General features: G+C 63.8%; 19 protein-coding genes. 11 read left to right on the forward strand and 8 right to left on the reverse strand.

All coding sequences use genetic code 11. The features are described from left to right. The first annotated feature begins 214 nt into the window (after positions 1–214). Positions 215–460: a hypothetical protein gene (locus tag ACKWRH_RS12530; RefSeq protein ID WP_445220776.1), complete on the forward strand. Its 246-nt coding sequence runs from the start codon at positions 215–217 to the stop codon at positions 458–460. A 163-nt stretch (positions 461–623) separates the two neighbouring features. Here the strand turns inward: ACKWRH_RS12530 and ACKWRH_RS12535 are convergent, their stop codons facing one another. Continuing rightward, a complete protein-coding gene (locus ACKWRH_RS12535; protein WP_445220777.1) occupies positions 624–1,541 on the reverse strand; it encodes a Spy/CpxP family protein refolding chaperone in 918 nt (305 codons plus the stop codon). A gap of 69 nt (positions 1,542–1,610) precedes the next feature. Between ACKWRH_RS12535 and ACKWRH_RS12540 the strand changes: the two genes are divergently transcribed. Further along, on the forward strand, positions 1,611–2,177 hold the full coding sequence (locus ACKWRH_RS12540) for a hypothetical protein (RefSeq protein ID WP_445220778.1): 567 nt from the start codon (positions 1,611–1,613) through the stop codon (positions 2,175–2,177). 560 nt (positions 2,178–2,737) lie between these two features. On the opposite strand, the gene ACKWRH_RS12545 is transcribed toward ACKWRH_RS12540, so the two are convergent. The 4 genes from ACKWRH_RS12545 to ACKWRH_RS12560 all read right to left on the reverse strand — a co-directional run bounded on the left by ACKWRH_RS12545 (position 2,738) and on the right by ACKWRH_RS12560 (position 8,157). Continuing rightward, on the reverse strand, positions 2,738–3,925 hold the full coding sequence (locus ACKWRH_RS12545; protein WP_445220779.1) for a 6-phosphofructokinase: 1,188 nt from the start codon (positions 3,923–3,925) through the stop codon (positions 2,738–2,740). A 21-nt stretch (positions 3,926–3,946) separates the two neighbouring features. After that, the gene (locus tag ACKWRH_RS12550) at positions 3,947–5,098 is read right to left on the reverse strand and encodes a fructose-1,6-bisphosphatase (RefSeq protein ID WP_445220780.1); all 1,152 of its coding nucleotides are present in this window, start codon (positions 5,096–5,098) and stop codon (positions 3,947–3,949) included. Between the two features lie 415 nt (positions 5,099–5,513). Beyond that, positions 5,514–6,728 (reverse strand): ornithine--oxo-acid transaminase, encoded by a 1,215-nt coding sequence (rocD, locus tag ACKWRH_RS12555; RefSeq protein ID WP_445220781.1) that lies wholly within the window; start codon positions 6,726–6,728, stop codon positions 5,514–5,516. 196 nt (positions 6,729–6,924) lie between these two features. Then, positions 6,925–8,157 (reverse strand): cytochrome P450, encoded by a 1,233-nt coding sequence (locus tag ACKWRH_RS12560; protein WP_445220782.1) that lies wholly within the window; start codon positions 8,155–8,157, stop codon positions 6,925–6,927. Between the two features lie 108 nt (positions 8,158–8,265). Here ACKWRH_RS12560 and ACKWRH_RS12565 point away from each other — a divergent pair, with 108 nt between their 5' ends. From ACKWRH_RS12565 to cnbZ, 9 genes are all read left to right on the forward strand, one after another. Continuing rightward, positions 8,266–8,808 carry a phosphonopyruvate decarboxylase gene (locus ACKWRH_RS12565; protein ID WP_445220783.1) on the forward strand — a complete coding sequence of 181 codons (543 nt, stop codon included), beginning with the start codon at positions 8,266–8,268 and terminating at the stop codon, positions 8,806–8,808. Continuing rightward, positions 8,805–9,395 (forward strand): thiamine pyrophosphate-dependent enzyme, encoded by a 591-nt coding sequence (locus tag ACKWRH_RS12570; protein ID WP_445220784.1) that lies wholly within the window; start codon positions 8,805–8,807, stop codon positions 9,393–9,395. The genes ACKWRH_RS12565 and ACKWRH_RS12570 overlap by 4 nt, the downstream gene beginning before the upstream one ends. A gap of 141 nt (positions 9,396–9,536) precedes the next feature. Continuing rightward, on the forward strand, positions 9,537–10,238 hold the full coding sequence (locus ACKWRH_RS12575) for a TetR/AcrR family transcriptional regulator (protein WP_085404399.1): 702 nt from the start codon (positions 9,537–9,539) through the stop codon (positions 10,236–10,238). Position 10,239: 1 nt separating this feature from the next. Next, positions 10,240–11,433, forward strand: coding sequence for an efflux RND transporter periplasmic adaptor subunit (locus ACKWRH_RS12580; protein ID WP_445220785.1), 1,194 nt, complete (start codon positions 10,240–10,242; stop codon positions 11,431–11,433). Positions 11,434–11,509: 76 nt separating this feature from the next. Next, positions 11,510–14,605 carry a MexW/MexI family multidrug efflux RND transporter permease subunit gene (locus ACKWRH_RS12585; protein WP_445222385.1) on the forward strand — a complete coding sequence of 1,032 codons (3,096 nt, stop codon included), beginning with the start codon at positions 11,510–11,512 and terminating at the stop codon, positions 14,603–14,605. 151 nt (positions 14,606–14,756) lie between these two features. Beyond that, positions 14,757–17,342 (forward strand): ATP-binding protein, encoded by a 2,586-nt coding sequence (locus ACKWRH_RS12590; RefSeq protein WP_445220786.1) that lies wholly within the window; start codon positions 14,757–14,759, stop codon positions 17,340–17,342. Next, on the forward strand, positions 17,339–17,728 hold the full coding sequence (locus ACKWRH_RS12595) for a response regulator (RefSeq protein ID WP_445220787.1): 390 nt from the start codon (positions 17,339–17,341) through the stop codon (positions 17,726–17,728). The genes ACKWRH_RS12590 and ACKWRH_RS12595 overlap by 4 nt, the downstream gene beginning before the upstream one ends. Continuing rightward, positions 17,725–18,975: an adenylate/guanylate cyclase domain-containing protein gene (locus ACKWRH_RS12600; RefSeq protein WP_445220788.1), complete on the forward strand. Its 1,251-nt coding sequence runs from the start codon at positions 17,725–17,727 to the stop codon at positions 18,973–18,975. The genes ACKWRH_RS12595 and ACKWRH_RS12600 overlap by 4 nt, the downstream gene beginning before the upstream one ends. Positions 18,976–18,984: 9 nt before the next feature. Beyond that, positions 18,985–19,731: a 2-amino-5-chloromuconate deaminase CnbZ gene (gene cnbZ, locus ACKWRH_RS12605; protein WP_445220789.1), complete on the forward strand. Its 747-nt coding sequence runs from the start codon at positions 18,985–18,987 to the stop codon at positions 19,729–19,731. Here cnbZ and ACKWRH_RS12610 read toward each other — a convergent pair. Genes ACKWRH_RS12610 through ACKWRH_RS12620 form a run of 3 tightly spaced genes read right to left on the reverse strand, consistent with a single transcriptional unit; the run spans position 19,728 to position 23,115 of the window. After that, positions 19,728–20,615 (reverse strand): ABC transporter permease, encoded by an 888-nt coding sequence (locus ACKWRH_RS12610; RefSeq protein ID WP_445220790.1) that lies wholly within the window; start codon positions 20,613–20,615, stop codon positions 19,728–19,730. The two genes, cnbZ and ACKWRH_RS12610, sit on opposite strands and share 4 nt — an antisense overlap. A 3-nt stretch (positions 20,616–20,618) precedes the next feature. Then, entirely contained in the window at positions 20,619–21,560 is a 942-nt protein-coding gene (locus ACKWRH_RS12615; protein ID WP_445220791.1) for an ABC transporter permease, read from the reverse strand. A gap of 31 nt (positions 21,561–21,591) precedes the next feature. Further along, entirely contained in the window at positions 21,592–23,115 is a 1,524-nt protein-coding gene (locus ACKWRH_RS12620) for an ABC transporter substrate-binding protein (RefSeq protein ID WP_445220792.1), read from the reverse strand. Positions 23,116–23,122 lie beyond the last annotated feature (7 nt).

The following is a 23,122-nucleotide window of genomic DNA, read 5'->3' on the forward strand; positions in this document are numbered from 1 at the left end:
TGCGTGCCTGCGTACAGCGCTGGCCGAAGGGGCTGCGGCGCTGAGAACTGGACTAGCCCTCAGGGCTGGAGCTGCTCACGTCGGTGAAAAGTCTGACGATTGCGCTATCATCGATTGACCGTCAAACACCGGACTATCACTCGTCAATTCAATCTGCGAAATTGTGACGACACAAATGCGCTTGTGAACAAGCTGGCGCGAAGGGAGGTTGGCAGTGGAGGCAGTGGAGAAAGTGCAGCGCTTGCGTGCGATGGGTTCGCTGTGCCGCCAACAGGCCGCGTACAACAGCATGAACAAATGGAAGCTGCTCGCAGAAGCAGAATATTGGGATCATCTGGCCGATCTTGAGTTGTCTGCCTACTTCCAGCAATGCAACGCCAATAGCGCGGATGAGAAAGAGCGGCCTCAAGCGATCCCAACCGCGAATGACGCTGGACCGAAGACGATTTCCGTCGCGTGAGGTCAAGACGAGGCGGTTGTTTGCATTCCGTGCCACCGCGCTTCTCGCAGAGAGAAGCGGCCTGGATACGCATGTTCTCGTCGTAGTGTGGAGCAGGGCGATGATCGCACCCCGCGTCGCTCGGCCGCTGCTCACATTGCAACGAGAGAATGCGACGCCGCCGTCACGGGCCTGCGAGCTGTTGCAGCGTATTGAAGCGCGCCTTCTGCTCGCTGCTCAGCGTGGCATAGAACTCGTCCAGGGCGGGCTCGACCAGCTTGGCGGCCTGAAGCATGGCCTCGAGCCGGTGCTGCATCGCCTCCAGCCGTCCGACCGGCGTCAGCGGTACATCGTTCGGACAGGCCGCCTGTAGGCCCTCAACGCCCTTCGCCGTCGCTTCGCTGAGGCGGTCAAGCGCTTCCTTCTGCTTGCCCGCGGGGTGGAGCACAGCCTCAATCCTCTGGATCGGCAATTGGGTCAGGCCGGACTTCGGATCACCGCAGCCTTCGGCACTGGCTTCCTCGCCGCTGGCTTGCTGCTGCGGCGGCGAGCGGTCGCCGATGTTGGGGCCGAGCGCGTTGAAGCGGGCCTGCTGCTCGTCGCTGAGCGAGTTGTAGAAATTCTCCAGTGCCGGTCGCACGATCTTGACAGCATCCAGTGTCGCGCTGACGCGGTTCATCATCGCCCGCAAGCGGCCAGGCGGCGTCAGTGCATAAGTCTCCGCACAGGAGTCCTTGAACACACCGGCGGCGTTGACCGCCGCGGTCTTCAACGCGTCGAGCAGCGCGCGTTGCTCCGCCGTCGGCCGCACCGCCCTCGTGATATCGTCAAGCGGCCAGGCGGTGACGCCCTTGTCCGGCGTGCCGCACAATTGCTGCAGCGTTTGCGGGCTCACGCTGGCGCGCTGGCGCGCGCGGGTGCCGCCACCGGCTTGCGGATAATCATACGGGTTGGTGCTGGCATAGGCGGAATAGGGGCTGTCACCACCCCAGAACACGGTGTCGACGAAGTCGTCATATGCGTACGCCCAATAGCCGGGCTCGTAAGCATAGGACCAGAACGTGTAGTCAAAAATGTCCGAATAGGCATAAGGCCAGAACACGGGCCCAAGCCATGCCACGAACACTGCGGGATGGCGGTGTCGCCAGGCCTGCCGGGGAGCCCAGCCGCTGTGGCGAGCGACGAGGGTCGCTTGGGTTTGCGCAGTCGCCCGCTCGCGGAAGTGCGCGCCAAACCGCCCGCGCGCGGCGGCAGCCGCTGCAACTGTTGCAGCGGGGGCCTGCAGTCCCAGCCTCTGCTGACGCGCCAGATCGATTTGCTGCGCGCGTTGCTCGCGCTGCAGCAGACGGTTCTGCGCCTGCAGTGCGCGGTCTTGTGTGCGTTGCGCGCGTGCGCCTTCCGGCTTTTGCGACTGCAATGTCTGCACACGCTGCTGGAGGCGATCGATGCGGGTCTGGCGCTCCGCGGTCTGGCCCGACAGCATCTCGCGCTGTCGCTGCTCGACGTGCTGTGCACGCTGTTGTACGCGCTGCTCGCGCTCCAGCAGCCTATTCTGCGACTGCAGCAACCGCTGCTGCTCGCGTTGCGCGCGTGCGCCTTCCGGCTTTTGCGACTGCAATGTCTGCACACGCTGCTGCAAGCGGTCGATGCGGCCCTGGCGTTCCGAGGCTTGGCGCGACAGCATCTCGCGCGGCTGTTCCCGCCGCTCGCTCACGGCCGGCGGCGCGCTTGGGGGTGAGGGGGCGGCGATATGCGGCGTCGGCCGCGGTGCCATCGCCGGACGTTGCGGGGCAGCCGGCGCGCGATGGAATTCAGGTCGCGGTGCCGCCACGTGCGGGGCAGCTCGCGGCGGCGGTGCAGCGAAGTGCGGGGCCGGGCGCGGCGGCGGGGAGGCCATGCGAGGCGCCGGATTCGGTGCCATTGCCGGTCGCTGCGGCATGGCCGGGGGATGAAATGCCGGCGCGGCGGGACGCGCCATCGCAGGTGGCGCCGCCGGTCGGGCCATGGCTGGTGGGGCTGCCGGCCGAGCTGCCGGCCCCGGTGGTCCGCCCCTTCCGTGTCCCGGGGGTCCTTGGGCGTACGCGCCGACGCTCGCCGTCAGCATCGAGACACCAACCAAAAAAGCCGTAAGGCAAACGCCACGCGGAAGCATGATCGTAGCTCCCAGCTCGTAATCGCCCACAACTTTCAACGCACAGGTGGCGGAATGGTTCGTAGTTGGTCGCGGCCGGCATTGCGATCTTCCGACGCACCCACAGCAGCCAGTCATGCCGGCTATTGGCTTTACCATCCGGCCCGCTAAGACGCGCGGTTAAGAAAGATCGGCAGCCCCTGCTTGTTGGCGTAGATGGGGCGGTAGCGCTCCGTGTTGTAGCTGCTGGCAACGTCCAATTTGCGCGGACCGAGCTTGGCGTCAGGGATGGGCACGAGGTCGTAGCGGCCCTCGACCAGCGCCGACATGAGGCCGGTCTTGCTTTCCAGCATGGCATCGTAGGCCATGTTACCGAAAGTCAGGGCCACAAGCTTGTCGATGAAGTCCGGATCGCCCGATCGCAAATCGTAGGTGAGATCGGAGGTGATCGTTTCCTCGCCGGTGCGCCGCTTGATCTCGTCGGCAAGCGATTCCGCCACGTTGGCCTTCTTGCGGTGCCCGTAGGCGTCAGGCTCGCCGTATTCGCGCAGCTTGTAGCCTTCCCACTGAGCTCCCTCGCTGAGCACGATCAGCGCGTAGTTGCTTGGATTGGCGCGCTTGTCCTCGATGAGCAACTGGACCAGCTTGTCGAGGTCGACTTTATACTCCGGTATGACGCATCGTATCGAGGTCGCATACGCGGTGTAGAGTGCCGTGAATCCGGCATCGCGGCCAAAGACGCGGAAAATGCCAATTCGCTCATGCGAGCCGACGGTGGTGCGCTGCCGCTGGATGGCATCGCTGGCGCGGGTGATCGCGGTCGAGAAGCCGATGCAGTACTCGGTGTTGCGGACGTCATTATCCATCGTCTTCGGGATGGCGATGATCTTGACGCCGAGTTCGTTGAGCTTGGCCGCATAACTGAGCGTATCGTCGCCGCCGATGGCGATCAGGTGTTCGATGCCAAGTCCCGAAAGGTTAGCGAGCACCCGGCTGGTGAGGTCCCACGTCTTTGTCGCGATGCCGCCCTTGGTGCTCAGCGAGACCGGAACATCATTGCCGACGAGATGATCGGGCAGCTTTTGTATTTTGGAGGGATTGACGCGGCTCGAGTGCAGCACGGTGCCGCCGCGCCGGTCGATGGTTCGAGTGTTTTCACGGTTCAGCGGGATGACGTAGTGGGACCTGCTGTTTGGGTCGTCGAGGTTCAGGTGCGTGAGGGCCTCCCAACCACGGCGCAGACCGACAACCTCGATGTCGTCCTCACTGCCGCGATAAGTCACGCTCTTGATGACTGCATTGAGACCGGGAACGTCGCCGCCGCCCGTGAGAATGCCGATGCGCCTTTTTGCCATACCCACCTCGCACGCAGTCCCTTACTCGGCCGCTTCCGGCGTGCTCTCCTTGCGCACCTGAAAGCGCTTCAGCAGTGAGGACACGGTGTCGCGGAAGCCACCATACTCCAGCTCGGAATAGGGCAGCATCGCGGCGCCGGACCAACCCTGGCTGCGGATCTCGATGGCTTTGCGCTGGGCGCGCCGGCGGACCTCGTCCCATGCCGGGTTGTCGAAGAAATCGGTGAAGGACTCCGAAAAACGGCCTTCCTTGTCGATCGAGAAGCCGGCGCAGGAAACGATCGGCAGGCAGTACATGCCCGTCACCGGGGTGTTAATTGGCACGGGCATCAGCGGCATCACATGCGAGCCGCGTGCATCGCCACCCACGAAGTGCGCCTTGGCGAACGGCGAAATGATTTCCTCGGGCGCCGCGAAAATCCCTTGGTTCCTGACGATCGCGACCGGATCATCCTTGCCTGTGTACTTGCCTGCGATCGCGTGAAGACGCTGCGCCGAAACGGCGACGGCAACCTCGTTATGCGTTCGAGAAACGATGCGATCGATGCCAAAGCGCTCGTTGTCGCGAAGCAGCGCGGCAATGTGGTAACTGTCCTCAGGCGCGTCGAGTTCGATGATGCTGTCGCCGGCCGTGTTGTCCATGTCGATAACATGGAAACGGAATCCCTTGATCATCGGGGGCAGCATCAGCCCGGCGCAATACATGGGATCGGCAAAGGCGAGGTAGAGCGGCAGGTTGTAGGCGCCGGGGCCGCATTTGTCGGCGGCGAACACCATGAAGGACTCCGCAGGCCTCGAACCCGAGAGGTTGTGGTCGAAGCTGAGCTCGGCGACGCCCGGTCCGGCGCCGCGGACGTTTCCGGAAGGTGCGTCGACCAGAAGATCCTGGCCGGCGCCATAAAGCCCGGAAGTTTTCGCGACCGAAGTGGCTGCGAGGAACGCCTTCCAGGCAAGCTGATGCACCTCGGAGCTTCCTTCGCCCCGTGTGTGCGTCATAATGATCGCAATGTCGTCGCCGGTGTGGCAGACGAAAGCGTCGACCAGCAGGCCATCGCAGATCGCCTTCGCGACCTCGCCCTCGACAGCCGCCATCATGCGTGTAGACGGCTTCGTGTGGCCGCCAACGGAGCCAACGTCAGCTTTAATGACTGAAAGAGTGAGTCTCATGAGCATTTCTCCGATCCGCGCAACTCAGCGCCAGCCTCGGCGCTTGCTGCGCCGGGCACGGCGCTGCTCATTCGCGGACCAAAACGTCCGTCGCTGCGATAGGTTCCACACATCCCGTTCATCCGGTTGCCGGGATCATGCAGAGCTTTGCCTTAGGACCTTGCGTCACAATTTGCTGCGCTGCACGAGTCCGGTTCTGGACCCACACCGGCTGTTGGAAGTCGTTGGCGGCCTTTAGATAGTCGTCGACCGCCTGGCGGGTCTGCTCGCTCAATTCAAATCTGACCGGCCGCCCGGTTTTCTTTTGCCAGACCGTTGCGCGATCCGCCGTGTACCCGCCGGCGGCCACATCCTCGACCCGGATGGCGGCGACATCACAGCCGCGAAACTTGCTGTCGACCGCCAGATTGAACTTGGCGCCTCAGGAGAAATCCTGCGTCAGGGTCGTGGCGAGCCGCTCTAGCGCCCAGTCGACCTCGTCGCTGGTGATGACCAGCGGCGGGGCGATGCGGATCGTGTGCCCATGGGTTTCCTTGGCGAGGATACCCTTGCCCTGGAGCGCCTCGCAGTAGCGGCGCGCGGGGCCGGCCTCTGGATGCAGCTCGACCGCCAGCATCAGGCCGCGCCCGCGTACGTCGCGGATCGTGTTGGCGCGAATGTCCTTCAAGCCTTCCAGAAGGCGCGCGCCCTGCCTGGCCGCGTTCTCGATCATGCCTTCCTCGACCAGCACGCGCATCGCCGCGCGCGCCACCGCGCAGGCAAGCGGGTTGCCGCCGAAGGTTGAGCCGTGCTGCCCGGGTCTCAATGTCCCGAGCACCTCGTTGTTCGAGAGCACGGCCGACACCGGATAGAAGCCGCCGGACAACGCTTTGCCGAGCAGGGTCACGTCCGCCTCGATTCCCTCGTGTTGTTCGGCGAGCAGCTTGCCGGTGCGGCCGAGCCCGGTCTGGATCTCGTCGAGCACCAGCATGACGTTGTTGGCCGTGCAGAGCTCCCGCACCCTGGCGAAATAGCCGGCTGGCGGAATGATGACACCGGCTTCGCCCTGGATCGGCTCGACCAGAAAGGCGACAGTGTTTTGCGTGATCGCTGCTTCGAGCGCCGCGGCGTCGCCGAACGGGATGATCTTGAAGCCCGGCGCGAACGGTCCAAAGTGTGTGCGGGTCTCAGGGTCCGTTGAAAAGCCGATGACGCCCAGCGTGCGTCCGTGGAAATTATCGGCGCAGACTATGATCTCGGCCTGGCCGTCCGGCACGCCCTTCACCTCGTAGCCCCATTTGCGCACCGACTTGATCGCGCTTTCGACCGCCTCGGCGCCGCTGTTCATCGGCAGCACCTTGTGGGAGCCGGTCAGCCCCGCGATCTCTTCGTAGAACGGGGCGAGCTGGTCGTTGTGGAAGGCGCGTGAGGTCAGCGTCAGCCGGTGTGCCTGTTCCACCATCGCCGCCAGGATCTTGGGGTGACAATGGCCCTGGCTGACCGCGGAATAGGCCGAGAGGCAATCGAGATAACGGTTGCCGTCGGTATCCCAGACCCAGACACCTTCGCCGCGCGACAGGACGACCCCGATCGGTTCGTAATTACGGGCGCCAAAGCGCGCTTCTGTTGCGAGGAAATCAATGACGGACGAGCTCATCTTTCGTCACTCCATTGCTGCGTGCCGGCGTCAACCGACTGCACCGCGCTCAAATTGATCCGGGCATCGGCGAGGTGCGCGATCGCGCTGATTTGCCTCCCCTTGTCAGTTGGTTATGCGGATCCACAGAAGCAATCTTCCGCCAACCTCCGCTACTGTGCATGGGGTTGTTTTCGACATTTTTGTTTTAGGCCCATCAACCTATGGAGCAGGGCACGCTCAGGAAGCCGCGGAACCGCACCCGTCCGCCCCGTACCGGATGGCCGCTCACGGCATAGTTCGGGAAGCGTGCCAGGAAGCGCGAGATCGCGATGGCGCCTTCGAGCCGCGCCAGCGCCATGCCGGCGCATTGATGCGCGCCGGTGGCGAAGGCGAGATGCCGGTTCGGCGTGCGCGCGATGTCAAAGCGTTCGGGCTCCGGAAACTGGGCGGGATCGCGGTTGGCCGCCCCGATGCACAGCGTCACCGACGTGCCGGCGTCGAGCATGACGCCGCCGAGCTCGATCGTCTCCGTCGTCATGCGGTTGCCGAGCTGGTTCGAGCTCTCGTAGCGCAGCATCTCCTCGACGGCAGTCTTGATCATGTCGGAGTTTTCGATCAGCCGCTGCTTCTGGTCCGGATTCCGGTGCAGCGCGACGAGGCCGTTGCCGATCAGATTGGTGGTGGTCTCGTGCCCGGCATTGAGCAGGAAGATGCAGTTGTGCAGCAGCTCCTTCTCGGTCAGCCGCTCGCCGTTCTCCTCGCCGTTGCCTTCTCCCTGGATCAGGCGCGTCAGCACGTCACGCTCGGGATTGCCCGGCTTTTGGCGCCTGCGCGCGACCAGGGTTTCGAGATAGGCGAGGAAGTCCTTCACCGCCTTGTTGCCGCGCGCAGCCACTTCGGGCGACACCACCGGCTCGAGTGCACCGAGGATCGCAAGCGACCAGTCGCGCAGCGGCTCGCGTTCGTCGTGGGGAACGTCGAGCAGATTGCCGATCACTTCGATGGGGATCGACGCGGCGAAGTCGTCGATCAGCTCGCAAGCCCCCTTGGCGGCGATGGCATCGAGCAGGCCGTCGACCAGCTTGACGATATCAGGCTCCATCCCCGCGATCGCGCGCGGCGACAGCGCGCCCATGATCAGGCGGCGTACGCGGGTGTGGGCGGGCGGGTCGTTGAAGACGAGGCTCGTGGTGTGGTGCTCGTAAAGCGGGGTGTCGCCGTATTTCGGCGCGAACTCGCGCTTCTTGTCCGAACTGAACGACTTTGTGTTCTTGTAGGTGGTGACGAGATCGTCATAGCGGGTCAGGAACACAGTGCCGTTGGGGAGGCGCTTGACCGGCTCGTTTTCCCGCAGTGCACGATAAGTCGGGTAGGGATCGTCGTAGAATTCGGGTGTCAGCTTCTCCAGATCGAAATTGGCCGCCAGTTCTTTCGCACTTGCGTTCATCGCCGCCATACTCGCCGGTTGAGACCGATATGCTGTTTTCGCTCTTTCGAGCGGCTCGGCTCACCGTCTACAGTCGTGTCGTGATTTGCAAGCCGACCGGACAGGAAAATGCACGCTCGCGCTGACGCTGCCGACACGGGCCCGAATTGGCCCGACGATATTTTCGCGACATTGCAACGCTTCGACGTCCGGCAGGTGCCTTACGTGCCCGATGCCGGCCATTCGAAGCTGATCCAGCGCGTGCTCGGCTCATCCACGATGCGCGGCATTCCGCTGACGACGGAGGAGGAGGGCGTCGCACTCCTGGCCGGGGCCTGGACCGGCGGACAGCGGGGCGTGCTTCTGATGCAGTCGAGCGGGGTCGGCAATTGCATCAACATGCTGTCGCTGATCCCGATCCTGCGCTTTCCGTTCCTCACGCTCGTGACCATGCGCGGCGAGTGGGGCGAGTTCAATCCATGGCAGGTGCCGATGGGATCGGCCACGCAGGGCGTGTTCGAGCTCTCGGGCGTCCAGGTGCTGCGCGCGTCCAATGCGGCCGAGGTGCCGGCCGTGCTGGAGGCGGCCGCAGCGCAAGCCTACAACGCGCTCACGCCCACCGCCGTCCTGCTGTCGCAGCGCCTGATCGGCGCCAAGGTTTTCACCAAATGAGCAAGGCCAACCTCCTCGACCGCCGTCAGGTGGTGTCCTCCCTGCTTGCGAACCGCAAGGACGTCGTTGCGATCGGCGGCCTCGGGGCCTCCACCAACGACATGTGTGCCGCCGGCGACCACGCGCGCAACTTCTACCTCTGGGGCGGCATGGGCGGTGCGGCGATGATCGGGCTTGGCCTGGCGCTGGCGCAACCAAAATTGCCGGTGCTGGTCATCACCGGCGACGGCGAGATGCTGATGGGGATGGGGAGCCTTGCCACCATCGGCCTGCAGAAGCCGTCCAATCTCTCGATCGTGGTGCTCGACAACGAGGCCTATGGCGAGACCGGCGGCCAGACCAGCCACACCTCCGCGGCTGCCGACCTCGTCGGCGTCGCCAGGGCCTGCGGCATCGGGGACGCCCGCGCAATCTCGACCATGGCCGAGGTCGAGGCCTTCGCCAAAGCCGTCCACGACGTCTCGGCGGGGCCGCGATTTGCCAATGTGAAGATCGACAGCGCCAGCCTGGACCGGATTCTCCCAGTCCGGGACGGGACTTACATCGTCAACCGGATCCGTGACGATCTCGGCTTCCAGCCGATCTAGCTCCACTTGGCTCCGTCCTGAGCAGCGTTCCGGTCCCTCCGGGCGGGGAAGTGTGGCCATTTTCCAACAAGTTTGCACGCACGTAGGTTGCGCCGCAGCATCCTGCTTGACTTTTGCGTGGGTGAGTGCTTACTCACTAACATGAGCTCACTGCGAATGACGAGCGACCTGAGGCGTCAATTGATCCTCGGTGCCGCAAAACGCTGCTTTGCCCGACACGGCTATACCGGCACCACGACCAAGAGCGTGGCGGCCGCCGCCGCCATTTCCGAGGCGCTGCTGTTCAAGCATTTCCCGTCCAAGGCGGCGCTCTACGCCGAAATCCTCAGCGACGAATGCGAAGCCGATCCGGCACTGACGGACCTGCTCGAGCGGGAGCCCTCGACAGCCACGCTGGTCGAGTTGATCCGCGGCATGGTCCAGCATTTCCTCCACATCGCCGACGGGCCCGATCAGGAAGAGGCGCAGCGCCTGCGACTGATGGCCACCAGCCATCTGGATGACGGCGAATTCGCCCGTCTGCTATATGCCAAGATCGAGAAGCTGATCGGGGCGGTCTTCCTCGCCTCGCTCGAGCGCGCGGTTGCCAGCGGTGACGCCCGGCCGTTCAGCGGCGATCCGCTCAACCTGTTCTGGTTCGCGCATCATTCGGTGATGATGGCTGCGCTGACCAGGCTGCCGGCCACACCCTGCCTCGTTTACGGCAAGGCGAACGATCTGGAGCGGCAGCTCTGTGAGTTTCTCCTGAGGGGTATCGGACTTAACGACGCCGCAATTGCTTCGCATTTGGGCCGCGATCAGGCCGCGGATGCGGGCAAGACGGCGATTGCAGAAAGCGCATGACATGAACATCGTAACCGAACACAAGATTTCGGGCGAACCGATCGACACCAAGGCTCCCAAGCGTCCGGTCAGGCCGGTGCTGTGGTTCATCATCGTCGGCACGCTCCTGGGCGTGCTCGTCGGTGGGCTCGTCTGGTTCAATTATTTCCGCGGCCAGATGATCAAGCAGTTCTTCGCCAACAACAAGCCGCCGCCGACGGCGGTCAGCGCGGCCGAGGCGAAGTCCGAGGTGGTGCCGAACCTGCTCACCGCGGTCGGCGGGCTCTTCGCCGTGCATCAGGTCGACGTCAGCGCCGACGTCAATGGCCGCGTCACCGAGATCAAGTTCGAGCCGGGTAAGCATGTCGAGGCGGGTACGCCGCTGGTGCAACTGTTCGACATGCCGGAGCAGGGCGACCTCGCCAACTACAAGGCGCAGTCAACCGTCGCGCAGCTTTCGCTCGATCGCGCCAAGCAACTGGCATCGCGCCAGTTCGGTCCGCAGGCCACCGTCGATAACGCGCAGGCCGCCTACGACCAGGCGCTGGCCGGCATCGCCAAGACCGAGGCGCTGATCTCGCAGAAGCTGGTGCGCGCGCCGTTCTCCGGCGACCTCGGCGTCCGCAAGGTCGAGGTCGGCCAGTATCTGACGGCCGGCACGGCGATCGTGTCGCTGACCGATCTGTCGGAGCTGTGGGCCAACTTCACCGTGACGGAAAAGGACTCGGGCAACCTCAAGGTCGGTCAGGTCGTCCGGCTGAAGGTCGACGCCTATCCGGGCCGCGTCTTCGAAGGCAAGATCACCACGATCGAGCCGCAGATCGCCACCGATACCCGCAACATCCGCGTGCAGGCGACGGTCGCTAATCCGGAAAAGATCCTGAAGCCCGGTATGTTCGTGACCACGACGGTGGTGCTGCCGGACAAGCCGGCGGTGATCACCGTGCCCGAGACTGCGGTCGACTACACGCTGTACGGCGACTCCGTGTTCGTGATCACCGAAAAGAAGGAAGAGGACGGCAAGACCAGCCTGAGCGCGGTGCGCACCTTCGTGCAGACCGGCAACCGGGTCGATGGTCGTGCCGAAATCGTCAAGGGCCTGAAGGCAGGCGACAAGGTCGTCGCCGTCGGCCAGCTCAAGCTGCAATCGGGCTCGGCGGTGTCGATTTCGACCGACCCGGCGCCGCCGATTCCGGCGCAACCGCCGCGATACTGACGCCGCACACGTCGCAGCATGATCCGGCACGGCCGGGTCATGCGCTTTGCAAGTCAACGAAATCGAGATCGCCGCGATGCGCTTTACTGATATTTTCATCAAACGCCCGGTCCTGTCGGTCGTCGTCAGCCTGCTGATCCTGCTGATCGGCCTGCGCGCGGCGACGACGCTGCCGATCCGGCAATATCCAAAACTGTCGAACACGGTCATCAACATCACGACCGTCTATCCCGGTGCGTCCGCGGACCTGATCCAAGGCTTCATCACGACGCCGATCGAGCAGGCAGTCGCCTCCGCTGAGGGCGTCGATTACATGACCTCGTCCTCGGTGCTCGGCACCTCGACGATCCAGGTCTACATCAAGCTGAATTTCGATCCGAACCAGGCGCTCACCGAGGTGCTGGCCAAGACGAATTCGGTCAAATATCTCATCCCGAAGGAATCGAACGATCCGATCGTCACCAAAACCACCGGCCAGACCACGGCCGTAATGTATCTTGGTTTTTCGTCCGACGAATTGTCGGGCTCGGCGATTTCGGACTACCTGACGCGTGTGGTGCAGCCGGTGCTGTCGACCGTTGATGGTGTCGCCTCCGCCGACATCCTCGGTGCCCAGAATTTTGCGATGAGGCTGTGGCTCGATCCGGTGAAGATGGCCGGCCGCAATGTGTCGCCGGCCGATGTCGCCGCGGCAATCGCCGCCAACAACTTCCAGTCCGCGGCAGGCCAGACCAAGGGCTATCTGATCGTCTCGAACATCTCGACGAACACGGGCCTGACCGACGTCAACCAGTTCAAGAAGATGATCGTCAAGGCGAAGGACGGCGGCTTCGTGCGGATGGAGGACATCGCGTCGGTCGAGTTGGCCGCGCAGACCACCGATGCGAGTGTGGCCTTCAACGGCGAGCACGCGATCTTCATCGGCGTGCAGGCGACCCCGCAAGGCAACCCGCTGACTCTGGTGAAGGGCGTGCGCGCGCTTTTCCCGGAGCTCGAGCGCAACCTGCCGCCGTCAATGAAGATGAAGGTCGCCTACGATTCGACCAAGTTCATCCAATCCTCGATCGATGAGGTCGAGAAGACGCTGGGCGAAGCCATCATCATCGTCATCGTAGTGATCTTCCTGTTCCTGGCGTCGTTCCGCTCCGTCATCATTCCGGTTGTCACGATTCCGCTGTCGATGATCGGCGTCTGCACGCTGATGCTGATGCTGGGATTCAGCTTCAACCTGCTGACGCTGCTGGCCATGGTGCTCGCGATCGGACTTGTGGTCGACGACGCCATCGTGGTGGTGGAGAACATTCACCGCCATCTGGAGGAGGGCAAGACACCGGTGCAGGCGTCGCTGGAAGGCGCGCGCGAAATCGTCGGTCCCGTCATCTCGATGACGATCACGCTCGCCGCCGTCTATGCTCCGATCGGCTTCCTCGGCGGTCTCACCGGCTCGCTGTTCCGCGAATTCGCTTTCACCCTTGCTGGCTCCGTGATCGTGTCCGGCGTCATCGCGCTGACGCTGTCGCCGATGATGTGCTCGGTGCTGCTGAAGAATACGGAGGAGGGCCGGTTCGCAAAGCTGGTGAACGGGGTATTCGGCGCCATGACGCGCTGGTACGGCCGCAGGCTCGACCGCTCGCTCGACTACAAGGCCATCACCGGCCTGTTCGCGGTGACGATCCTCGGGCTCGTCGGCTTCCTGTACATGCATACGTCGAAGGAACTGGCGCCTGAGGAAGATCAGGGCATCGTGTTCGCGGTGACCAAGGCGCCGAAATACGCCAACATCGACTACGTCGATTTCTACGGTGAGAAGCTCGACAAGGAATTCCAGAAATTCGCTGAAACTGATCTGCGCTTCGTGCTGAACGGCATTAACGGGCCGCAGGGCGGTATCGCCGGTATGCTGCTGAAGCCGTGGGACGAACGGAAGCGTTCTTCGATCGCGCTGAAGCCGCTGGTCCAGGCCGAGCTTTCCAAGATCGAGGGTGTTCAGGCCTTTGCGTTCAATCTGCCGCCGCTGCCGGGTGGGCCGGGCGGCCTGCCGGTACAGATGGTGATCAACTCGACCGCGGGCTTCCAGGCCGTCTACGAGCAGATGGAGAAGCTGAAGGACGCCGCGCGCAAGAGCGGCATGTTCATCGTGTCCGACAGTGACCTCGCCTACAACCAGCCCACTGTCACGGTGAAGATCGATCGCACCAAGGCCCAGGACCTCGGCGTGAATATGCAGAACGTCGGCAGCGCGTTGGCGGTGCTGCTCGGCGGCAACTACATCAACCGCTTCAATCTGGAGGGTCGTTCCTACCAGGTGATCCCGCAGGTGCCGCGCGGCCAGAGGCTCTCGCCGGAATCGCTCGGCGGCTACTATGTGACAACCAACACCGGTCAGCAGCTTCCGTTGTCGACAGTGGTGTCGGTCGAAACCAGGACTGATCCAAATTCGCTGACCCACTATAATCAGCTGAACTCGGCGACGTTCTCGGCGGTGCCGATGCCCGGCGTGACCGTCGGTGCGGCGGTGGACTTCCTCGAAGGCGAGGCCAAGAAGCTGCCGCAGGGCTTCACCCACGACTATCTGGCGGATAGCCGGCAGTACGTGCAGGAAGGCAACCAACTTGCGATCACTTTCGGCTTTGCGCTGATCATCATCTTCCTGGTGCTGGCCGCGCAGTTCGAGAGCTTGCGCGATCCCCTGGTGATCATGATCTCGGTGCCGATGGCGATCGTCGGCGCCCTGATCCCGCTGTTCTTCGGCGCGGCGACCATGAACATCTACACCCAGGTCGGCCTGCTGACGCTGGTCGGGCTGATCACCAAGCACGGCATCCTGATGGTGGAGTTCGCCAACGAGCTCCAGATCAACGAACGGCTCGACCGTCGCTCGGCCATCGAAATGTCGGCCCGTATTCGTCTGCGGCCGATCCTGATGACGACGGCCGCGATGGTGACGGGCCTGATCCCGCTGCTGACCGCGACCGGCGCAGGCGCGGCCAGCCGTTTCTCGATCGGCCTCGTGGTCGTCGCCGGCATGTCGATCGGCACGCTGTTCACGCTGTTCGTGCTGCCGGCAGTCTATGTGGTGCTGGCGACCGACCATCGCGCGGCGGCCGATTCCGAGCGGAACAAGGAGGTCAACGATCTCGACCTCAATTCCAAGGCGCTGCGACCGACCTGAGCCGCAGGTCAGCGAACCAGAAGGGCGGCAGCGGCTTCCGTTGCCGCCCTTTTCATTTGCCCCGCGCCCTGCGACCGCCGTCAGGCTTACGCGGGAGTCCTTTCCGCGTTGGCGAGAGACAAGTTCCGGCCTTCTTGCTAGATTCGCCGGGATGAGCATCTCCCTCCACCCCGATACCCCGCAAGCCGGGACAGCGCCGGGCGCGGCCGCGGCTGGCGTTGCGCCCGGCGAGGCGGCGGGACGGGGGATCAGGACCCGGCTTTTCACCAAATATGTCGCGCTGTTCGTGGCCGTCGTCGCCATAGCGCTGCTGGTCAACGGGCTGTTCGAGGTCTTCTTCTATTATCGCGAGCACAAGGCCGCGCTGATCCGGGTCCAGCATGAACAGGCCGAGGCGGCGGCGGCCAAGATCGGCCAGTTCGTCAAGGAGATCGAGAGCCAGCTCGGCTGGACCACGCAGCTGCCCTGGTCGGCGGGCTCGATCGAGCAGCGCCGGTTCGACGCGCAACGGCTGCTGCGCCAGGTGCCCGCGATCACCGAGCTCGCCCAGGTGGATGCGACCGGCAAGGAGCGCTTGCGGGTCTCGCGGCTGGCCATGGACGCGATCGACAGCGGGATCGACCTATCGGCTGACCCGAAGTTCACCGAGGCGGTCGCGCACAAGGTCTATTACGGGCCGGTCTATTTCCGCAGGGAGTCCGAGCCCTACATGACGCTCGCGCTGGCCGGCGCGCGCAAGGATGCCGGCGTCAGCATCGCGGAGGTCAATCTCAAGCTGATCTGGGACGTCGTGTCCCAGATCAAGGTCGGCGAGCACGGACATGCCTATGTCGTCGGCCCGGAGGGGCGCCTGATCGCGCATCCCGATATCAGCCTGGTCCTGCGCAACACCGACATGTCAGGCCTCGCGCAGGTGCGCGCTGCGCAGGCCGGAGGTGGCACCCTGTCCGGCGCGCTCCCCGAAGCGCGCAATATCCAGGGGCAGAAGGTGCTGACCGCATCGGCCCCGATCGAGCCGCTGCATTGGACCATGCTCGTCGAGCTGCCGGTTGAGGAGGCCTATGCGGCGCTCTATGCTTCGCTGCAGCGGCTGGCGATCGTGTTGCTCGCAGCGTCGATCTTCGCGGTACTCGCCGGGATTTTTCTCGCGCGCCGCATGGTCGGCCCGATCCAGGCGCTACGCAGTGGCGCCGAGCGGATCGGCGGCGGCGACTTCTCCCAGCGCATCTCGATCCGGACCGGCGACGAGCTCGAAGGACTCGCCGACCAGTTCAACGACATGGGCGCGCGCTTGCAGGAATCCTATGCGGATTTGGAAAACAAGGTCGAGCGGCGGACGGCAGAGCTGCGTGAATCGCTCGAGCAACAGACTGCGACCGCCGAGATTCTCGCGTCGATCAGCGGATCAATGCACGACACCAAGCCGGTGTTCGACGCGATCGTACGAAATCTGCTGCGGATGTTCGACACCCGCTTTGCAGTGGTGCAGACGGTCCACGACGGGACGGTTGAGATGCCGGCTGCAGATGGGCAGCCCGGCTTCGAGCGGCTGACCGAGCGATATCCGCGCCCGCTGGCCGACGACACGGTGGGCGGGCTCGCCATTCTGTCCAAGCGAACGGTGCAATTCCAGCCGATATTGGGCAACCCCTCGGCACCTTCTTCCACCAGGGAGTTTGCGCGGGATTTCGGGTTCAATTCGGTCCTGTTCACGCCGATGCTGTTGAGGGAAAAGGTGATCGGCGCGATCGGTGTCGCCCGGGTCGAAGCGGTCGCCTTCGACGAAAAGCAGATCGCGCTGATCGCGTCGTTTGCCAACCAGGCCGTCATCGCGATCGAAAATACGCGCCTGTTGAATGAGCTGCGCATGCGTACGCAGGAGCTGTCACGATCTCTCGACGACCTGCGCGCCGCGCAGGATCGCCTGATCCAGACCGAGAAGCTCGCCTCCCTCGGTCAGCTCACGGCGGGGATTGCCCACGAGATCAAGAACCCGCTCAATTTCATCAACAATTTCTCCGCGGTCTCGACCGAACTGATCGACGAGCTCAATGAGACCCTGCGGTCGGTTTCTTTCGACGGCAAGAGCAAGGAGGAGATCGACGAGCTGACCGGCATGCTCAAGAGCAATCTGGAAAAGGTGGTGCAGCACGGCAAGCGCGCCGATTCCATCGTCAGGAACATGCTGCTGCATTCGCGCGCGGGTTCCGGCGAGCATCGTCCCAGCGATATCAATGCCGTCGTCGAGGAAAGCCTCAATCTTGCCTATCACGGCGCGCGCGCGGAACGGCCCGCCTTCAACGTCACGCTCGAGCGCGAGTTCGATCCCGGAGCCGGGATGGTCGATGTCTATCCGCAGGAGATCGCGCGCGTCTTGCTCAATTTGATCTCGAACGGCTTCTATGCCGCAGCCAAGCGCAAGGAGAGCGCGACGGAGGGCTTCGAGCCCACCTTGAGCGCGGCCACCAAAAACCTCGGCGACAAGGTCGAGATTCGGATCCGGGACAACGGCACGGGGATTCCGCCCGAGGTGAAGGCGAAATTGTTCAATCCGTTCTTCACCACCAAGCCGGCCGGCGAGGGCACCGGGCTCGGCCTGTCCATGAGCCATGACATCGTCGTGAAGCAGCACGGCGGCACGATCGACGTGAACACCGAGCCCGGTGTATTCACCGAATTCATCATCACCCTGCCGCGCATGATGGCGGCAGGCGGCACTCCCGGAGGCAAGAGTTGAACGTTTACATCCTGGTCGTCGATGACGAGCCCGACGTCGAGGCGCTGTTCCGGCAGCAGTTCCGGCGTGACCTGCGCGCCGGACGCTTCCAGATGGAATTCGCGCCGTCCGCGTCTGATGCGCTCAAGCTCGCCTCCGAGGTGCGCGACCCCGCGTTGATCCTGATCCTGTCCGACATCAACATGCCCGGCATGAGCGGGCTCGACATGCTGCCCAAGGTGCGCGCCGAGCATCCGGACGTTCCCGTCATCATGATCACGGCCTATGGTGACGCCGAGACGCGCCGGAAGGCGATCGAGCGTGGCGCCATCGGACTCCTCACCAAGCCGATCGATTTTGCGCTGCTGCGGCAGGAGATCGACACGAGGCTCGAGCAAGCCGCATGACTTCGACCATCCTCTTCGTCGATGACGAGCCAGACCTCGAGGCGCTGATCCTGCAGAAATTTCGCAGGCAGATCCGCGACGGGCTCGTGGCCATCATGTTTGCGCGCGACGGCGTCGAGGCGCTGGAATCCCTCGAGCAGAACCCGCATGTCGACATGGTGGTCTCCGACATCAACATGCCGCGGATGGATGGGCTGTCGCTGCTGGCGAAGCTCCAGGAGGCCGAGGACAAGAAATCGACCATCATCGTCTCGGCCTATGGCGACATGAGCAACATCCGCACCGCCATGAACCGCGGCGCGTTCGACTTCCTCACCAAACCGATCGACTTCGCCGATCTGGAGGCCACGATCGAGAAGACCATTCGCCATATCGAGATGCTGCGCGAGGCACGGCGCCGTCAGATGGAGGCGGAGCGGGCTCATGCCGCGCTGTCGCGGCATTTCTCGCCCGAGCTCGCCAAGCGTCTGGTGGCTGGCGGCGAGGGTGAGGGGATCGAGGTGCAGTGGCGCGATGTCGCCACCATCTTCACGGATATCACCGGGTTCACCTCCCTGGTCGAGAGCGCGCCGCCCGAGACGCTGGGCGCGCTCCTCAACGAATACGTCGGCGGGATGACCGAAACCATCTTCGCGCATGAGGGGACGGTCGCAAAAATCATCGGCGATGCGATCCAGGTGCTCTTCAATGCGCCGGGCGATCAGCCGGACTATGCGACGCGTGCGGTCGCCTGCGCCCATGACCTCGATGCCTGGGCGCAGGATTTCTGCGCGCGCCAGAGGGCCATGGGCGTGAATTTCGGCACCACCCGTATCGGCATTCACGCCGGGCCGGCACTGGTCGGCAATTTCGGAGGCAACCGCTTCTTCGACTACACCGCGTATGGAGACACCATCAACATCGCGGCGCGACTGGAGGCCGCCAACAAGCATCTCGGAACACGCGTCTGCGCCAGTGCCAGCGTCGCCAAGGCGGCGGAGCATTTTCAAGGCCGTCCCGTCGGCGATCTGATGTTGCGCGGACGCAGCGAACCGCTGCGTGCGTTCGAACCGTTGCCGCCGGAAAAATTCGAAGCGCCAAGGACGGCGCAATATTCCGAGGCTTTTGCCAAGATGGAAGCCGGCGACGTCGCGGCCATGCCGGCCTTTGCCGCGCTGGTCGGGATGCACGCCGACGATTCCCTGGCCGGCTTTCACCTGAAGCGCCTGCTCAACGCCGCCAAGGGTATCCGCATGAAACTGGAATAGGAGTTCGACATGATTGGTGACTTCTCCGCCGGCAACTATCGGTTCATCCCGTCCGTGTTCCAGTATTCGGCCGGTGCCGCCGCTGACGACGGCTACGAGATCGAGCGCGTTCGGTTCGACCGCCTGGTGCCGCTGGCCGAGGGATTTGCGCTCGCGGCGAAGTATATCCAGGAAGCAGGGCGTCCGCTGACGGCGTTCTGTGCCTGCGAGCTGCGCTCACCGGCGGCCTTCAGCGAGGAAGGGTTTCGCGCGTTCAACCTGCATTATGTGAAGACGCTGTCGGAATGGGGCATCTTCGACGGCACCACCAATCCGGTGGCGCGCAGCAATGTCTGTCCGGAGCTCGATCCGCCATCCGAGCCGTCGTTCTATGCCTTCTCCTTCACGCGTCCGACGACATCGAAGAGTCCGAGCTTCGTGATCGCCGGTGGCGCCGAGGCGCGCGAGGGCGGCGGCACCTATGTCGAGCGCACGGTGCGCTACCGCGACCTCAGTCCGGAGGGCCTCCGCGAGAAGGTGCGGTTCACCACGACGTCGCAGATGGAGAACCGGATGACGGCCTTCGGTTTCGGCTGGAAGGACACCACCGGCGTGCAGGCCTATTCCGTGCATGATTTCCACCATGCGCTGGTCGACGAACTGGTCCGCCGCGGCGCGCTGCGCTCCGGCCTGACCTGGCATTTCGCCCGGCCGCCGGTGGTCGACCTCGAATACGAGATGGATTGTCGTCGCGTGATGCGGGAGACCGTGATCTAGCGCTGGCGCGGATCGAGCGCGTCGCGCAGGCCGTCGCCGAGTAGGTTCAGCGACAGCACCACGAGGAAGATCGCAAGGCCCGGCCAGATTGCCATCCACGGCGCCTGGGTCAGGAAGCGCTGCGCCGCGTTGAGCATGCTGCCCCAGGACGGTGCGGGCGGCTGCTGGCCGAGGCCGAGGAAGGACAGCGCCGCTTCGGCGATGATGGCGGCGGCGATCGACAGTGTGGCCTGCACCAGCAGCGCCGGCAGGATGTTCGGCAGGATGTGCGAGAACGCGATCCGCCAGGGCGGATTGCCGAGCGCGCGCGCCGCCTCGACATAGTCTTCGGCCTTGACGCTCAGCACCTGCCCGCGCGTCAGACGGATGAAGATCGGCGTTGCCGAGATGCCGATTGCGATCATGGCGTTGCCGAGGCTGGGACCGAGGAACGCGGCCAGCGCAATCGCCAGGATGAGGAACGGGCAGGCCAGCATTGCATCGGTGATCCGGCTGATCAGCGCGTCAACAAATCCGCCGCGATAGCCGGCGAGGAGACCAAGAGGGACACCGATCCCGAGCGCAATCGCGACCGAGATGAGACCCGCCATCAGGGAGGCCCGCGCGCCGTAGATGACGCGGCTGAGGATGTCGCGGCCGAGATCGTCGGTGCCGAACCAGTGGGCGGCGGTGGGCGGCTTGCGCACCAGGCTCCAGCTCGTCGCAATGGGATCATAGGGCACGACCAGCGGCGCAAGGGCCGCAAGCAGGATGAAGGCCGTGATCACGACAAGCCCGAAGACCGCAGCCTTGCGCTTGAACAGGCGCCGCCGCGCACGGCGGGCCGGGCTGTCCAGCTCGTAGGCTTGGGTGGCGGGACTGGCTGACAGTGCAGCGTCGGTCATCGTCTAACCTCGCAGCCGCGGATTGACGAGGACATAGGCGATGTCGGCAACGAGATTCAGCGTGATGTAGACTGTGGCTGTCACCAGCACCACGCCCTGCACCACCGCATAGTCACGGTTGAATACGGCATCCACGATCAGCTTGCCGAAGCCGGGAATGGAAAAGATCTGCTCGGTCAGCACCGCGCCCGACAACAGCGTGCCGAGCTCGAGCGCACCGAGGGTGATGATCGGCGTCAGCGCGTTGCGCATCGCATGCTTGAGGATTACCGAGCGCTCGGAGAGACCTTTCGCGCGTGCGGTACGGACATAGTCGCTCTCCAGAACCTGGAGCATGGCGCTGCGCGTGTGCCGCATCAGGACCGCCGAAATTGCGTTGCCGAGCACGAAGGCCGGCATGATGGTGGCGGCCACGCTCGCGCGCCAGTCCTCGCTGAGCGGCACATAGCCTGAGGCCGGCAGCCAGCCCAGGTGAATTGAGAACAGGAAGATCATGAGGATTCCGAGCCAGAAATTCGGCGTCGAGATGCCCCACAGCGCGAACAGATTGGCGCCATAGTCCCAAACCGTGCCCTTCTTCACCGCGGAGATGATGCCGGCGGGAATGCCGATGAGGAACGCGATCAGGATCGCCATCGAGCCGAGCTGGAGCGTCACCGGCAGTTTCTGTGCGATCAGCTCGCGCACCGGCATCTTGTTGCGCAAGGACTCGCCGAAATTGCCTGAGAGAACGCCCTTGAGCCAATAGACGTACTGCACGGGGATCGGCTGATCGAGCTTATACTGCTGGCGGATCTGTTCGATCACGGCGGGATCGCGCTCCTCGCCGGCCATCACCAGCGCGGGATCGCCCGGCAGCAATTGCTGGAGCGAGAAGATCAGCACCGACACGAAGAACAGTGTCGGCACGATCTGCGCGATTCGGTGGGCGAGGAAATTCAGCATGATTCCACGCGCGTCCCAACCGCTGCCGTGATCACTTGAACTTCAATCCGACTACGCGCACGAGTCCATCGGGCATCTGCCTGTAGCCGTCGAGCTTCTTGGTGTGCGCGATCAGCAGTGTGCGGTGATAGATGTAGATGATCGGCAAATCATCGAGCAGGATCTTGGTCAGCTTTTCGTAGATCGCCTTGCGCTCCTCGACGTTGGACGTCATGCGTCCGTCTTCCATCAGCTTGTCGGCCTCGGGGTTCGCGTACACGCCGTCGTTTTGCGGCGCTTTGCTGCGCATGAAGATGTAGGAATTGCCGTCAGGATCGATGCGGCCGCTCCAGTTGATCTGGAAGATCTGGAACTCGCCTGCCTGGGCCTGCTTGAAGGTCGTGGCGAATTCGACCGCGCGGATCTTGATGTCGAAGCCCGCTTCGGCGGCCATCGATTGGACGACCTGGGCGACGGCTTCGTTCTCCGCGCCCTTGGGGATCATGTAATCCACCGTCACCGGCGTGGTGACGCCGGCTTCCTTCAATAGCGCCTTGGCCTTCGCGATGTCGCGACCGCGAACCGGGAACGCTTTCTGGTAATAGGGATGCTTCGGGCTGACCCACTGGTTGCCGGGCGTGAACTCGCCGTTGAAGACGACCTGGTTGAGGGCCTCGCGGTCGATCGAGAGATCGAGCGCCTGGCGCACCTTCGCCGACTGGCTTAGCGGCCCCTTGCTCTTGTCGTTTCCGATATTGACCGTCAGGCCGAGATAGCCGAGCTCCGGCGCGGTCGACAGCACGAGGCGGGAATCGGCGCGCACGTCCTTGATGTCGGTGGCGAGCACGCGCTCGATCAGATCGAGCCCGCCCGACTTCAGGTTCGCGAGCCGCACCGTCGCGTCGACAATCGGCAGGAACACAACGCGGTCGATGTGGATGTTGTCCTTGTTCCAGTAGTCAGCAAACCTCTCGAACACCATGCGGTCCTGCTGGACGCGCTCGACGAATTTGTAGGGGCCGGCGCAGACCGGATGCAGGCCGAACTTGTCGCCAGCTTCCTTCGCTGCCTTCGGCGAGACCATCATGCCGGAGCGGTCGGTGAGCTGGGCGATCAGGGGCGAGTAGGGGGTCTTCAGCACCAGCTTGATGGTCAGGGGATCGACCACCTCGACATGGTCGACGCTGGCAAGCTCGGACTTCCGGAACGAGGTCGGCAGCGTCATGTGACGCTCGAGTGAGAACTTTGCGGCTTCCGCGTCCAGCGGCTCGCCGTCATGGAATTTGACGTTGGGCCGGAGCTTGATCGTCATCTCCTTGCCGTCGGCCGAAGTCTCGTAGGACAGCGCGAGCTGCGGCACGATGTTGAGCTTCTCGTCGATGTCGAACAGCTTGTCGCAGAAGGCGGAGAAGACGATACGGCCGACATAGGTGCGGCCGATGCTGGGATCGAGGATGTCGGGGTCTTCGGCGATGCCGATGCGAAGCGTGGTCTGAGCTTGAACTTGGGCTTGGGCTGCGCCCGCGAGCGACGTCAGCACAGCCGACGCCAGGATTGTCAAACGCATGAAACTCATCGCTCTC

Source organism: Bradyrhizobium sp. Pa8, assembly GCF_052588265.1.

What these genes read in the sequence shown, in the direction of transcription:
- ACKWRH_RS12545 (WP_445220779.1), bottom strand. Translation starts at nt 3,925, where the DNA reads ATGGCAAAAAGGCGCATCGGCATTCTCACGGGCGGCGGCGACGTTCCC.
- ACKWRH_RS12550 (WP_445220780.1), bottom strand. Translation starts at nt 5,098, where the DNA reads ATGCTCATGAGACTCACTCTTTCAGTCATTAAAGCTGACGTTGGCTCC.
- rocD (WP_445220781.1), bottom strand. Translation starts at nt 6,728, where the DNA reads ATGAGCTCGTCCGTCATTGATTTCCTCGCAACAGAAGCGCGCTTTGGC.
- ACKWRH_RS12560 (WP_445220782.1), bottom strand. Translation starts at nt 8,157, where the DNA reads ATGAACGCAAGTGCGAAAGAACTGGCGGCCAATTTCGATCTGGAGAAG.
- ACKWRH_RS12565 (WP_445220783.1), top strand. Translation starts at nt 8,266, where the DNA reads ATGCACGCTCGCGCTGACGCTGCCGACACGGGCCCGAATTGGCCCGAC.
- ACKWRH_RS12570 (WP_445220784.1), top strand. Translation starts at nt 8,805, where the DNA reads ATGAGCAAGGCCAACCTCCTCGACCGCCGTCAGGTGGTGTCCTCCCTG.
- ACKWRH_RS12575 (WP_085404399.1), top strand. Translation starts at nt 9,537, where the DNA reads ATGAGCTCACTGCGAATGACGAGCGACCTGAGGCGTCAATTGATCCTC.
- ACKWRH_RS12580 (WP_445220785.1), top strand. Translation starts at nt 10,240, where the DNA reads ATGAACATCGTAACCGAACACAAGATTTCGGGCGAACCGATCGACACC.
- ACKWRH_RS12585 (WP_445222385.1), top strand. Translation starts at nt 11,510, where the DNA reads ATGCGCTTTACTGATATTTTCATCAAACGCCCGGTCCTGTCGGTCGTC.
- ACKWRH_RS12590 (WP_445220786.1), top strand. Translation starts at nt 14,757, where the DNA reads ATGAGCATCTCCCTCCACCCCGATACCCCGCAAGCCGGGACAGCGCCG.
- ACKWRH_RS12600 (WP_445220788.1), top strand. Translation starts at nt 17,725, where the DNA reads ATGACTTCGACCATCCTCTTCGTCGATGACGAGCCAGACCTCGAGGCG.
- cnbZ (WP_445220789.1), top strand. Translation starts at nt 18,985, where the DNA reads ATGATTGGTGACTTCTCCGCCGGCAACTATCGGTTCATCCCGTCCGTG.
- ACKWRH_RS12610 (WP_445220790.1), bottom strand. Translation starts at nt 20,615, where the DNA reads ATGACCGACGCTGCACTGTCAGCCAGTCCCGCCACCCAAGCCTACGAG.
- ACKWRH_RS12615 (WP_445220791.1), bottom strand. Translation starts at nt 21,560, where the DNA reads ATGCTGAATTTCCTCGCCCACCGAATCGCGCAGATCGTGCCGACACTG.
- ACKWRH_RS12620 (WP_445220792.1), bottom strand. Translation starts at nt 23,115, where the DNA reads ATGAGTTTCATGCGTTTGACAATCCTGGCGTCGGCTGTGCTGACGTCG.